This window comes from Kosmotoga olearia TBF 19.5.1 (genome assembly GCF_000023325.1).
GTDB lineage: Bacteria > Thermotogota > Thermotogae > Petrotogales > Kosmotogaceae > Kosmotoga > Kosmotoga olearia.
The window spans coordinates 73,636-88,150 of record NC_012785.1 but is presented as its reverse complement, the minus strand read 5'-3'; the positions used below and the strand labels follow the sequence as shown (position 1 = coordinate 88,150).

Annotated in this window: 8 protein-coding genes and 2 pseudogenes; 8 read left to right on the top strand and 2 right to left on the bottom strand. The window is 37.5% G+C overall.

Annotated elements, in window-relative coordinates:
- The first annotated feature begins 1,038 nt into the window (after positions 1-1,038).
- Together KOLE_RS00390 and KOLE_RS00375 are read left to right on the top strand one after the other, a co-directional pair.
- A complete protein-coding gene (locus KOLE_RS00390; protein ID WP_012744589.1) occupies positions 1,039-2,250 on the top strand; it encodes an ATP-binding protein in 1,212 nt (403 codons plus the stop codon).
- A gap of 398 nt (positions 2,251-2,648) precedes the next feature.
- Positions 2,649-3,985, top strand: a protein-coding gene (locus KOLE_RS00375) for an IS3-like element ISKol4 family transposase (RefSeq protein WP_148207952.1) whose coding sequence is annotated in 2 segments (ribosomal slippage) — positions 2,649-3,048 and positions 3,048-3,985 — 1,338 coding nt in all. Because the reading frame shifts where the segments join, the coding sequence is not laid out codon by codon here.
- A gap of 319 nt (positions 3,986-4,304) precedes the next feature.
- Here the strand turns inward: KOLE_RS00375 and KOLE_RS00370 are convergent.
- Both KOLE_RS00370 and KOLE_RS00365 read right to left on the bottom strand, forming a co-directional pair.
- Positions 4,305-5,639, bottom strand: a complete 1,335-nt coding sequence (locus KOLE_RS00370) for an ATP-binding protein (protein WP_012744586.1) — start codon at positions 5,637-5,639, stop codon at positions 4,305-4,307.
- Between the two features lie 929 nt (positions 5,640-6,568).
- Positions 6,569-6,994 (bottom strand): winged helix-turn-helix domain-containing protein, encoded by a 426-nt coding sequence (locus tag KOLE_RS00365; protein WP_012744584.1) that lies wholly within the window; start codon positions 6,992-6,994, stop codon positions 6,569-6,571.
- A 55-nt stretch (positions 6,995-7,049) separates the two neighbouring features.
- On the opposite strand from KOLE_RS00365, the pseudogene istA reads away from it, so the two are divergent.
- From istA to KOLE_RS00335, 6 genes and pseudogenes are all read left to right on the top strand, one after another.
- A pseudogene (gene istA, locus KOLE_RS00360) lies at positions 7,050-8,087 on the top strand (IS21 family transposase); the annotation flags it as partial.
- 69 nt (positions 8,088-8,156) lie between these two features.
- Entirely contained in the window at positions 8,157-8,879 is a 723-nt protein-coding gene (gene istB, locus KOLE_RS00355; RefSeq protein ID WP_012744582.1) for an IS21-like element ISKol3 family helper ATPase IstB, read from the top strand.
- 168 nt (positions 8,880-9,047) lie between these two features.
- Positions 9,048-9,632 (top strand): annotated as a pseudogene (locus tag KOLE_RS00350) (DNA methyltransferase); the annotation flags it as partial.
- Positions 9,625-9,840: a helix-turn-helix domain-containing protein gene (locus KOLE_RS00345; RefSeq protein ID WP_012744580.1), complete on the top strand. Its 216-nt coding sequence runs from the start codon at positions 9,625-9,627 to the stop codon at positions 9,838-9,840. The pseudogene KOLE_RS00350 and the gene KOLE_RS00345, both read left to right, overlap by 8 nt.
- A gap of 1 nt (position 9,841) precedes the next feature.
- Positions 9,842-11,893: a DNA methyltransferase gene (locus KOLE_RS00340; protein WP_012744579.1), complete on the top strand. Its 2,052-nt coding sequence runs from the start codon at positions 9,842-9,844 to the stop codon at positions 11,891-11,893.
- Positions 11,886-14,513: a DEAD/DEAH box helicase family protein gene (locus KOLE_RS00335; protein ID WP_012744578.1), complete on the top strand. Its 2,628-nt coding sequence runs from the start codon at positions 11,886-11,888 to the stop codon at positions 14,511-14,513. The genes KOLE_RS00340 and KOLE_RS00335 overlap by 8 nt, the downstream gene beginning before the upstream one ends.
- Positions 14,514-14,515: the final 2 nt, after the last annotated feature.

The following is a 14,515-nucleotide window of genomic DNA, read 5'->3' as shown; positions in this document are numbered from 1 at the left end:
CGGGAAGGCTCGGGAATACACAACGATTAAGAAACACGATATTACATCCCGAAAGCACTTCCAGGCCGATAGGTCACATAACTCTTGGCACGAAGCAGACAGGAAAGCCGTATGCGGGAAAACCGCACGTACGGTTTGATGTGGCAGGAGATGGAAACCTGGGTACGGCAATACTAGTGAGGCACTCCCGAAGGAAACGGGGAGAAACCGGATAGGTGTTGCCTAAACCTAAGGCGCCATCTCTTGACCCTACTATTTTTTTACCTCAGTCTGTCCCTGTTTTCTTGTCTCTGTTTTCTTATTTGCATATTTTTCTGGAATTTTGGCAATACAAAAACCAGCGTTTGGAGAAATAAGAATCAAACCGCTACTTACGCATCAAGTAAGGGGTTTCGGTTTTTATCCAAGTAGGTTTATCTCCCACCGAATGCACTTGCCTTTTCTAGACACGTTTTTTTCTGAAGTTGCAGAAGAAGAGAATTATGGACACCTGAGGTGGGTAATGGGTCAATTCCTTATGGCCTCCCTGGGAAAAACCTGAAACTTATTGACTTTATACGCACACGGGACAGACACCAAAAAAAAGGTGTCTGTCCCTATTTTGAAATATCAAGACTCTCGATATCAACGTCCCAAAAACATCTTTTTGATAGATTTTTCTTCATTTTTATCACCAAGCATATTATATCATGAAATTGGAAAACGAAGGCGGTTTATACGCTCTCTGAAAAGCCAATAATCAGATGTTCAGGGATCAAAGAGTGTAGTATAAAACCGGTAAGATCCACATTTTTTGCTGGCTTTGTTGGCTCCCCGCTAACGTAGCAGGCCGCGCTATCTTTTTGGGTTTATTAAGCTATGCACGCATTGCTCTATCAGCTGACAACTTCGTAAGGCCAAAACGCGAAAATGCCTACAAATCACACATTTAAAAAGGGTGTTTTTCATAATTTCTTGACATCATAATAATTGTAGTAAAGTATGATATACTATAAGCAAGAATATAGTAAAATGCATTATACATTAGGGGTTGATCGGATGATTTCCTTAGATGTATATTTTGAAATTCAGGATCGTTTATTAAAAGCGGTTCCAACGGAGTTTAGACGGTATCTTTATACCACTATTAACTGGGATGCCAGAATGATAGGGTTGACAGGGTTTAGGGGCATTGGTAAAACAACATTATTGCTGCAATGGTTAGCAAACGAATCAAAGGGTTCTTCTGAATATTTGTACATATCAGCGGATAACCCCCTTGTTTTGAAGGATGGGTTGTACAATATCGGGGATACTTTTTTTAAGTACGGAGGAAAGCTCTTGGTTGTAGATGAAGCACACAGATATCCTGGTTGGTCTTCAGAGCTGAAAGCGCTTTACGATGCTTTCCCGAATAAGAAAATCATCTTCACAGGCAGTTCTACAATGGAGATATTGAGAGGAAAAGCGGATCTTTCGCGTAGAGCTGTGATTTACAACCTGAACATTCTCTCGTTCAGAGAGTACCTTCAGATTAGAACAGGTGACCGTATCGAATCGGTGAAACTGGATGAGCTGCTGATAAATCACAGGAAAATCTCAGCATCTTTATTGCATTATGAACCTTTGAAGTTTTTCTCTGAGTATCTCCAGCAAGGTGCATATCCATATTTTGTCGAAGGGGATTATTACAACAAGGTCCTTAATACGCTGGATAAGGTTATTTACGATGACATTATGGGCGTCAGCGGTATAAAGCCTGAAGGAGCCGCAACGATAAAGCGGCTTATTGCCTTCCTGACTACGAGTACTGTTCCTAAGATATCTGCTGAAAAATTGTGCAACGCTCTCGGTATAACAAAACCCACTCTGTACAACTACCTCGATTTAATGGAGCATGTTCGGCTCATTACCCGTGTTCCACCGGAGAAAATAGGGCACAAATTCCTCAGAAGCGGAGCAAAAGTGTTCTTGAGCAATCCAAATATTTATTATGCACTAAGCAGGCCAATCTGGAGTCTTGAAGCAAATACTGGCACAATACGGGAAGCGTTTTTTGCCAGCCAATTTTTTTCTTATTCAATTGCTGTGCCAGACGTTGGCGATTTTTCCATAAGGTTTAATGGAAAACGGATCGTATTCGAAATAGGTGGTCCCGGAAAAACGCTTCAACAGATAAAAAACGAGAAAAATGCTTTTGTACTGAAAGACGGCATAGAAAGTGGTTATTCACAGGTTATTCCACTATATTTGATCGGGATGATGTATTGAAACATGTTTGTTTCTACTATTCGTCTGTGCAATAGATGTGCAACTAACGCGCAATTACCTAGGTTTTATCTATGATTCTCAGCTATCTTTTTTACTTTGACAAAACTGCATGCATATCAACGCAGCATAGACTAACGTTTGTTCCCATTATGCCTCTTCCATCTTAACCCTACATCGGATGACTTCCGAGTTTTAACCACCGAAAGCGTGTGCCAACTGCAAAGCAGCTCTCGGGTTCTCGCCTTCACGGTCTCTTTTTCTCGATTCTCGGATCTCAGTTTTTCGTTGTAGGTTGTAGGTTGTGCGTAAACCTTTTTCAACATATTTACCCCCTAAAAGGATTGGACAAAAGGAGAGCAACAGCATAGAATAAAGGAAAGAAAAAGGGGGTAAAAGGAATGAAAGGAAAAACACCGCGAAGATACAGTTCAGAATTCAAAATCAAATTGGTTAAGGAGTATTTAGGAACAAACAAGAGTTACAGAGAATTGGGAGTCGAATATGATGTGGATGCTTCACTTATCATGAGCTGGGTAAAGCGCTACGAAAGATACAAAGAAAATGCGTTCCAGCCTCCGAAAAGGAAGCCTTCATTCATAGCAGATGAAAGCAAGATACCCGCTTTTCTTAAAGAAGAGCTCGGCCTGGATAAGATAAAGGAACACAGTGATGATCCTGAAGAAATAAACGCCGAATTGGAAAGATTGAAATTGGAACTTGCTGAGAGAGACCTGAGAATAAGAATACTCAAGGAAAAATTAAAAAAAACGAACATGGAAGAGAACCAGGGAAAAAAGTAACAGATATTACGATCCTCTGTATTGCTAACAAGTACATAAATTGGGGATTTCGTGTAAGCTTCGTTCTTGAAGTTTTAGAGATACCAAGAAGCAGCTATTACAGGAGCAAGAATCCGGGCTTTTTCCTGAAAGGCAGGAGAGGAAGAAAGGAAAGAGGTTATGCCTTTAATGTTTTTGGAGGTATCACAAAAGACGAAGAGATAGAAAAACTGCTGCTGTGGTTTAATGCGATCGAATCTCCTTTACAAGAGGAATATTATTTGAAGTACATGGGTTCAAAAAAGATAGCCAGATATATCCGGAACGTATACGGAATCATAGTAAATCACAAGAAATTGCACCGACTCAGGAAAAAGCTCGGACTTGTTGGGAAGTACAAAAGGCGTGAAAGGCATCCATACACTCGAAGCCGTTCAATAACAGTGACAAAAGCGAACCAATTGTGGGAAGCGGATATAACATTCGTAAAAACACGTGAAGATGGGAATGCAGCGATACTGAACATAATAGACGTGTATGACAGAAGCATAGTGGGAACATATGTAGGTAAAAGCTGCAAAAAGGAACATTTCATTCAATTAATGAAAATAGCGATCACAAAAAGAGCAAAACCACAAATAATAAGAACGGATAACGGAAGCCAATTTAAAGCATTAGATACGGGAATATACATGAATGAAGAAAATATAATCCATGAATTTGGAATAGTAAGGAATCCGGATTCGCAAGCATTTATTGAATCGTCATTCTCTTCTTTGAAAAGGGAATTCGTAAGAAACAACGAATTCAAGAATCTTGAAGACTTGTGTGAAAAACTAAAGGTATATCTGTCTTTTTACAACAACCTGAGACCTCATGGGTCATTGAAATACCAAACACCAAGATACTATACTGAATTCTCCAGCCAAAACGAGCCTGTGTACGTAAATCCTTGATGTTGGTCTGTTTTTGTCCAATATTTGGGGGTCAAGCCGTCAATACTTTCAAGGGGGTAAATATGATGGATTGTGACGTACAACGAACAATGCACAACATACAACGATTTTCTTGTTTCTCGAATCTCAAGTCTCGGATCTCGGACTCTCGGTCACCATTTCTCGATTTTCTCGGTTCTAAGATCCGCAACGTAGTTGCGCATAGCCGTGACGGAGTCACGCACAGCCTGAGCTTAGCTCAGCATAGCCGCCGCGAAGCAGCGCACAGCCTCGCGCGTAGCTCTCCCGGCGCAGCCAAGCTTACCCACGCGCAGCGTGTTCACCAATTCTCAGATTTTTGAAGAAGTAAAACATATGCAGGAATTGCTTCTATAGTAATATTTTTGTGTGTTATGGTTCTTTGAAGGTCCCATGTAATCAAATATCTTTTTCGAACCGCTTTGCCAGAAGGAAACTCCAGGAACCCTTCCAGTTCCCTTACAGATATTTCGTTGACATCAGATACATATGTGATATTATACAGGTCAATCTCTTTACCCTCACGGCATACAAAATCGATCTCTCTTTTACCTGACCAATAGAAAACATCATCGTATATTGTCCTAAGGTAGAGATACACAACATATTCAAGCAGTTTTCCACGATCCGGAGTTAACGAACCACACATAGCGTTACGAAGGCCAGTATCAACCATGTAATATTTAGAAGGTCTTCTTATGGCTCTCATTATAGAATAATCAAAATGACGTACCTCAAAACTCATATAAGCCTCTTCAAGATATTGAATATAATTGGCAATAGTGGTTGTTGATGATTTCTCGCCAAACTCAGCTTCTATAACTTTTTGCAGCCCGCGAATTGATAGCTTACAACCACTGTTTTGAGCTAGAAATAAAGAAACAAACTTGAGTATCTTCATATTCAGCACATTGTAATGCGTAGAAATATCCTTAAACAGGATGTCTTCTGCATACTGAGTGAGGATTCGCCTGGCTCTTGATTCGTTTATAGGTCTTCTGAGTACCACTTCTGGGAAGCCACCGAACCTCATATATTCGGCAAGGAGTCCTTTGATGGCATTCTTGTTTTTTCTTATGTATATGCTATCTGTGCTATACCCTTGATTTATGACAAGCTCGCTGAAACTAAACGGTAAGGTTTCGAATACAACATGCCGGCCTGTGAGCAAACCAGCAAGTTCAGAACTCAGGAGTCTCGACGAAGAACCGGAGATAAAAACAGTATTATTGTGATGAGTATCAAGAAAAGTTCTTACCCACCTGTGCCAGTCCTTTACGTTTTGTACCTCATCAAGAAATAGAAAGAAATCTTCTCCACTATAAACCTTTTCTCCGTATACTTCTAGAAGACGTTGAATAGTTGATGGGGTGAGCTCTAAAGATGATAGGGCATAATCTTCAAAGTTAATGTAGAGACACCTCTCCGGTGCAATTTCTTTCATCAGATTCTGAATTATAAGATAAAGCAAAGTTGATTTCCCGGCTCTACGGGGCCCCTGAATTACAATCGCTCCGTGGTAATCCATAAAGGGTTTTATCTGTGAAAGCACCCTCCTCGGAATTATATTTAGTTGCTGATTACCCCAGAGGTTCCACCTTAATAAAACCTCGAAAAATTCTTCATCATTCATCATAATCACCGAAGAAATTATAACATATGACCTCCGCACAGGTCAATATTATAAAATCACGACCTGTTTGCAGGTCATACAGATATCTGCATAGAAAAATAAAAATATAGCAGGTGGTAAGAAAAAACGGTGGCGTGTAAAGTCTATAACAAATCTTTGATTCGGGAAGGCTCGGGAATACACAACGATTAAGAAACACGATATTACATCCCGAAAGCAATTCCAGGCCGGTAGGTTACATAACCCTTGGCACGAAGCAAACGGAAAAGTCGTATGCCGGAAAACTGCATGTGCTTTTTCTCACTTGGCTTTCTTATATACACGATAGGTCCTCAAAAAAAGAGTCTGTCCCCTATTTTTTCGATATTACATCCCGAAAGCACTTCCAGGCCGATAGGTCACATAACTCTTGGCACGAAGCAGACAGGAAAGCCGTATGCGGGAAAACCGCACGTACGGTTTGATGTGGCAGGAGATGGAAACCTGGGTACGGCAATACTAGTGAGGCACTCCCGAAGGAAACGGGGAGAAACCGGATAGGTGTTGCCTAAACCTAAGGCGCCATCTCTTGACCCTACTATTTTTTTACCTCAGTCTGTCCCTGTTTTCTTGTCTCTGTTTTCTTATTTGCATATTTTTCTGGAATTTTGGCAATACAAAAACCAGCGTTTGGAGAAATAAGAATCAAACCGCTACTTACGCATCAAGTAAGGGGTTTCGGTTTTTATCCAAGTAGGTTTATCTCCCACCGAATGCACTTGCCTTTTCTAGACACGTTTTTTTCTGAAGTTGCAGAAGAAGAGAATTATGGACACCTGAGGTGGGTAATGGGTCAATTCCTTATGGCCTCCCTGGGAAAAACCTGAAACTTATTGACTTTATACGCACACGGGACAGACACCAAAAAAAAGGTGTCTGTCCCTATTTTTGTTTTAAGCAAAATATGCTAGAAACGGATGTAGTTCTCTTTCGGAATACTTTAATTTTCTTGGTGCTTCCACCTTGCCTCTTTCTCTTTCTTCTATCTCTTTCAGTTCCGCATCTGAAACTACAGTTCTTAAGAAAAATTTTCTCGGTTTAGAATCGATTTTTACAAAAGGCGAATCAGGGTTGTCCCTTATATCTACATATATTTGAGCTCCGATTGTTCTCCACGGTGTTTTGCCTTGAGAGCCACAGAGCTTATCATATCCTTTTTCTACTGCGTTTTCCCATATCTCTTCTACCGTAAGAGGACGCTTCTCTTCTTCAAGAATTTTTTTAGTGTGTATGGCAAAATAAAAATACAGCAAGTGGCAGGATAAAAATCCAGCAGTAAGGAAAAGAAAAAGATCATTGCCAGCACCCGGAAAATCCATTACCCTTTAATTGCACACCAAAACAGTTAAAGGGGGTTAGAAAGGAGTGCTGACAATGATCCAGGTACATCATATCAAATATTTGCGAGAATTTGAAGGGAAATCATTGAGGAGCATAGCCAATGAGACGGGGCATGATTTCAGAACGGTAAAGAAATACGACGAAATGGATGATTTGAACGAGCATGTTCAACGTAGAAAGAAGACCTCCAAGCTCGATCCGTACAAGCCCAAAATAGATGAATGGCTGGAAGAAGATAAAAAGGTAAAGGCAAAACAACGTCATACTGCTAGAAGGATTTACAAGAGACTATGTGAGGAATATCCGAATTTTCCGCTCAGCGAACGTACGGTAAGAGCATATGTGAGAAAGAAAAAGAAGGAGCTGTATTCCAACGAAGGTTATTTACCTCTTGACCATCCTGGTGGCGAAGCACAAGCAGATTTTGGACAGGCTGAGTTCATTGAAAAGGGTAAGGGAACGACGCTGCATTATCTGAATCTTTCTTTTCCATACAGCAACGGGGGATACTTTCAACTGTTTAGAGGGGAAAACCTTGAATGTTTGCTCGAGGGGCTGAAGAACATATTCGAACATATTGGAAAGGTACCCCGGCGTATATGGTTCGACAACCTATCTCCCGTGGTGAAAAAAATTCTGGATGGAGGGGAAAGGGAGGTAACGGAGAAGTTTTACAGATTCTGCCTACATTATGGTTTTGAACCTGTGTTTTGTAATCCTGGTTGTGGCAATGAAAAAGGCAATGTGGAAAACAAGGTTGGATATAACAGGCGGAACTTCTTTGTTCCCATACCCAGGATAGAGAATCTTGAAGATTACAACAAAGAGCTCTTAATCCTCTCGGAGAAAGATATGGAAAGACCCCATTACCGAAAGGAAAAGAGCATTAAAGAACTGTTTTTAGAAGAAAAGAAAAAGATGCTCCTACTCAACGAAAAACCTCTGGATATTTCCAGGGTACAGAAAGCAAAGACAGACAAGTATGGGATGCTTCGTTTTGAAAACAACAGATACTCCGTGTCACCAAAACATGCTGAAACAGAAGTGTGGTTGAAGATAGGGGCAAGGGAACGAAGTACCGAGATTACGAGCGTACGCAACCGATTTTAAGGAATACGATGCCCTGGTGGGTGAAAGGAAATGAAAGAACTCATCGCTCAATACTGCAAAGAACTGAGATTGGGAAAAAGTATAGTGGAAAACTACCAAAAGATACAGACAGAAACCAACGAGGAATTCCTGGTGAAACTACTGAAGCTGGAGATTGAAAACAGACGGGTATCACGTAAAAATCGTTATCTAAAACAGGCGAATTTCGAGGTAATGAAAACCTTCGAAGACTACAGTTTTGAAAACGTACAGATACCCAAGAGTATAACATTGGAAGAATTACAAGAAGGGAGGTTTCTGGGAAAGAAAGAGAACCTAATACTGTATGGCCCTGTAGGAACAGGAAAAACACACATGGCAACAGCCATAGGTATCGCAGCTTGTAACCGGGAAAAGAAAGTCAGATTTTACAGAACGGCCACACTGGTAAATGAACTTGTGGAAGCAAAAAGCAACGGAACATTGAAGAGGTTCTTGAAGACACTCAGAAAGACAGATTTGCTCATATGCGACGAATGGGGTTACATACCTTTAGACCGAGAAGGAGCGCAACTCTTGTTTCAAGTGATTGCGGAAAGATATGAGAGGAACAGCGTAATAATCACAACGAACCTTGAGTTCAGCAAATGGAATGGGATATTCTACGATGAGAAACTCACCAGTGCCATAATAGACAGATTGATTCACCATTGCCATTTGTTGGTGTTTACAGGCAAGAGTTACCGATTGGAACATTCGAGTATTAAGGCTTAATTTTTTTACCCCGGGTGCTGGTTTTTTATTTTTCCAAACGCTGGATTTTTATATTGCCAAAAACAGACCTTCTTTTCTCTTTTATCTTCTAAGTGCATAGTTTGGGAATTGTAGTGAATTAGACCAACTTAATTCAATTGCTATTATAGTTTTTCTAAGGAAAAAGTCGGCAACTTTAAAGGACAAAAACCTGAAGCTTTAATTAAACGAATAATAGAGGCTCATACGAAAGAAGATGATATCGTTTTAGATTTCTTTAGTGGGACAGGAACAACGGCAGCTGCGGCACATAAACTAAAAAGACAGTGGATTATGGTTGAACAATTAGATGAACATATGGAAATGCAAGTAGGAAGACTAAAAAATGTTATTAATGGCGAACAGACTGGTATTTCTAAAGATGTTGGTTGGCAAGGTGGTGGCGATTTTATATACATGGAGCTGATGAAACTAAATGAAGGTTTTATCCAAAAAATAGAAGATGCTAATACTATGGAAGAACTTCTAAATATATGGGATGAGATGAAACAACATTCATTTTTGAGCTATAGGGTTGATCCAAAATTATTTGATGAAAACATTGAAGAGTTTAAAGCTCTTAGTCTGGATGAACAAAAGAAATTACTACTTGAGATGCTGGAATACAACGACCTTTATGTAAATTACAGCGAAATTGATGATGTTATTTACAATGTGAGTGAAGAAGACAAAAAGCTCAATAAAGACTTTTACGAGGAGAGAAAAGATGCCTGATAATCAAAGATTAAACCAGGAATATGATATTCTTTCAAAGAAAGAGGTTGCAGCATATTTAAGGCTTGATGAACATACTGCTTATAGGATGGCAAGGAAAGGAGAAATTCCTGCTTACAAGGTAGCAGGACAGTGGCGGTTTAAGAAAATGATGATTGAAGAGTGGTTAGAGCAAAATCTGAAATATGAAAAACAGGGAGGGCAATAAAATGACATTGATGGAAGAATTGAAAGAACTCTTAAAGGAAGATACGCGGTTTGTCGATACTGAAGGAAAACTATTAAAAAACAAAATAGTAGAACATGCTTTGAAACTTGATAAGGGTTTGATAAAACTTCTATTAAAAAACAAACGGATAAAGGAACATTTCTTCAAGGATGTAGATGGTGTTTTAGTTTTTGACAAAGAGAAGTTTATGAAATTCATTGATAACAAAGAATTTTTACCGGATTCATATACTGCTTTTAAAAATAAAATTGGTCTTGCTAATAAGGAAGGAAAGTATTTAGCAAAAAGCAAAGAAATTGTTTTGGTATGGCCCTATAAAGATTGTGTTCTTGAAGGTGGGCAGGAAAAATCTGATGAAAAAAGAAAAGAAATTTTTCATAATGTAATTCTTGCTCCGGATGAGATTGATAGATTATTAGAACCTAAGGTATTTACTAATTTTAAAAGAATAGATAAAGACGGAGAACACCAGCTTGACGGATTCAGGAGAGATGATGAGATAAACAGGAAAAGAGGACTGCCCGAAGATACGATAACAGATAATTTGATTATTAAAGGAAATAATCTTCTTGTATTATATTCGCTTTTAAAAGAATTTAGAGGGAAGGTGAAGCTAATTTATATTGACCCCCCTTACAATACAGGGAGTGATGAATTTCAATATAATGATAATTTCAGACACTCTACTTGGCTTACTTTTATGAAAAATAGACTAGAAGTTGCAAAAGAACTATTAAAAGATGATGGGGCTATTTTTGTTCAATTAGATCATCATGAAATAGGATATCTAAACGTTCTGATGGATGAAACTTTCGGAAGGGGCAATAAGGTTCAGATAATTGCCATTAAGACGGCATCCCCTGCTGGATTCAAAGTTGTAAATCCTGGTCCAATAGATGTAACAGAGTATATACTATTTTATGCCAGAGATAAAAAGAAGTTTAATTTTAAACTCCAATATGTAGAAGTAGAATATCATGAGAATTATGATCGTGTTATTCTTAATTTTGAAGATAAACCTGAAAATTGGAAGTTAGAATCAATCAAAAAAGTTGTCTTAGAAGAAAATGGAATTCCTGTAACAGGCTCTCTGAGAAAAGCATACAAAGAAGCCCAAAGACGGTGGGGCAAATATTGGAAGATTATTTTTAATCAATTAATTGCAGAATTTGCCTTGAGGAACAAAGAACGAATTGTAAGTATTAGAGACCCTCACAAACCTTCTGAAAGTTTGAAACAACTTTTGATAAAATCTAAAAAGGAGAGAGACAGGATTTTTGTATATGGAAGAGAAGGTGCAGACCCAATATTTGTAATAAACGGTGGTGCATTAGCATTTTATAAAAATAAGGTAAAAAATATTGGTGGCAGAGAAGTGCCAACAGAGTTATTAACAGATTTTTGGGGAGATATAAGTTGGGCAGGCATAGCTAATGAAGGTGGCGTTCGTCTAAAGGAAGGGAAAAAACCAGAGGCCCTCTTAAAACGTATTATAGAGCTATCAACTGAAGAAAATGATATAGTCTTAGACTTCTTCATGGGCACTGGCACAACCTGTGCAGTTGCCCATAAAATGGGAAGACAATACATTGGTGTAGAACAACTTGATTACGGCGAAAATAGTGCAGTTGTGAGATTAAAAAATGTTATAAATGGTGATCAAACAGGTATTTCTAAAGCTGTAGGCTGGCAAGGTGGCGGCGATTTCATATACATGGGGCTGATGAAAAATAACGAGATTTATATTGAAAAGATTGAAAATGCCAAAACAACAGAAGAACTTCTAAATATTTGGAAAGATATAAACCACAACGGATTTTTGAGCTATAGGGTTGATTCAAAATTATTTGATGAAAACATTGAAGAGTTTAAGGCTCTTAGTCTGGATGAACAAAAGAAATTACTACTTGAGATGCTGGAATACAACGACCTTTATGTAAATTACAGCGAAATTGATGATGTTATTTACAATGTGAGTGAAGAAGACAAAAAGCTCAATAAAGACTTTTACGAGGAGAGAAAAGATGCCTGATAATCAAAGATTAAACCAGGAATATGATATTCTTTCAAAAATGGGGTATCTTAAAAAGGACATTCCTAAATACATTGAAGATAATCTCAATCCAAGGTTTAAATTAAGACCATACCAGATCGAGGCTATAGCAAGGTTTATACATTATCTTGAAGAAAATCCTAATAGAAAAAGACCAACACAACTTCTCTTTAATATGGCAACCGGTTCTGGTAAAACTCTATTGATGGCTGCAAATATTCTTTATCTTTACAATAAAGGCTATAGAAACTTCTTATTTTTCGTGAACAGCACCAACATAATAGAGAAAACAAGAGACAACTTTTTAAATCTCCTCTCTCCTAAATATCTTTTTAATCAGAGAATTAAATTTGAGGATAAAGAAGTTGTAATAAGAGAGGTTTCCAATTTTGATGAAGCAAATGAGGAAGACATAAATATAATCTTCACGACAATACAGGGACTGCATAGCCAGTTAAATCTTTTCAGGGAAAATTCCATTACTTTTGAAGATCTTAAGGATAAGAAAATCGTTTTAATTTCAGATGAAGCCCATCATATCAACGCCTGGACGAGGAATAGATTGAGCAAAACCGAGGAGATGAAAAAAACTTCTTGGGAATATACCGTTATGCAGATTCTAAACTCAAATCCTGAAAATATATTGCTTGAATATACCGCCACCATTGATTTAGAGAATCCCAGTATTTACAGCAAATACAAAGATAAGATAATTTTTGAGTATGATCTCAAGCAATTTAGAATTGACGGTTATTCAAAAGAGGTGAAGGTTTTACAGGCAGATCTTGAAAACTGGGAAAGGATGTTGCAGGCGGTTATTTTAAGCCAGTATAGAAGAAAAATAGCGGAGAGAAATGGGATTAGATTAAAACCTGTGATACTTTTTAAATCAAGGAGCATTAAAGAATCCAAAGAGAATTATGAATTATTTAGAGAAAGAATGGACAATATGAGTGAAGCAGACATAGAGGCGATAAAATCAAATTCCACTGGAACTGTATTGGAGAGAGTATTTAATTATTTTGAAAACGAGGGAATAAATGTAGATAATCTTATAACCGAGTTAAAAGAGGATTTTTCAGAGGAAAAATGTATTTTGCTTGATTCTGAAAACATAGATAAAGAGAAACAGATTAGACTTAATACCCTTGAGGATGAAAATAATGAGATAAGAGCTATTTTTGCTGTTAAGATGCTTGATGAAGGCTGGGATGTGTTAAATCTCTTTGATATAGTCAGGCTTTATGATACAAGGGATGGACGGTGGACAAGGGATGGTAGATATATCCCTGGTAATACCACTATTGCAGAGAGGCAGTTGATAGGAAGAGGTGCAAGGTATTATCCATTCAAAATCAATGAAGAGGATGATCTATTTAAGAGAAAATTTGATAACCAACCGGAAAATCCCTTGAAAATCCTTGAAGAGCTTTATTATCACAGCAAATATAATCCCAGATACATACAGGAACTTACTACGGCTCTCAAGGAATACGGTATTATGCCCTATGAAGAAAAAGAGATTCAATTAAGAGTGAAACCTGATATAAAAAACACTGAGTTTTGGAAAAAAGGATTTTTATTTGTAAATAAAAAGGTTGAGGCTGACAGAAGAGGCATTAAAACTATTGATGATATAGAAATAGAAAGAACATATAAATACATCCTTCCAACGGGATTTTTGAGAGAAGATATTGTTTTACAAGAAGAAACTACCAGAAGAAATTCTTTTGAAACAACTACACGGACATTTCGTTTAGGTGATTTTGGGGATGTGGTTATAAGAAAAGCCATGGCAAAACTTGATTTTTATAGATTCAGCAATCTTAAAAGATACTTTCCTGATTTGAATTCTTCAAAGGAATTTATCGAGTCTTTAAAAAAAATAAATGTTGATATTACCAGTTCTAGAGAGAAGTTAGATGACTTAACACCTGATGATAAATTAAAAGCATGTTTAAATGTGTTGCTACAACTGGAAAATGAAATTCTGAATGAATATGTTGAGTATAAAGGGACTGAAGTTTTCGTTCCGATTGAGATCAAGGAAGTTGTAAAAGATAAACAGCTTAAAATAAATGTTGGAGACTATGGAGATCAGGAGTATGGGATACCTATGAGTAATGCGAAGCACCCATATTTACAATTGAACCTTGCTAATAAAGATTGGTATATTTATGACGAGAATTATGGAACATACGAAGAAAAATCTTTTGTTAAGTTTATTGATGGTGTCATAAATGAATTGAGACAAAAATATAGTGAAGTATATTTGTTAAGAAATGCAAATCTATTTAAAATTTATAGATTCTCAGATGGTAAAGCTATGGAACCAGATTTTGTCTTGTTTCTAAGAAGGGAAGATTCTAAAGAAATAGAACAGTATCAACTTTTCATAGAGACTAAAGGAGAACATTTGATTAAAACTGATCAATGGAAAGAAGATTTCTTAAAAGAAATTGAAGAAAAATATAGTATCAATCTTAAAGCTACTATATTTGGAGAGAATGAAAAATATAGATTAATTGGGTTGCCATTTTATAATGAAGGCAGGAAAAATGAGTTTATAAATGAGTTTAAGAAAAAACTAGGCTTATAAAA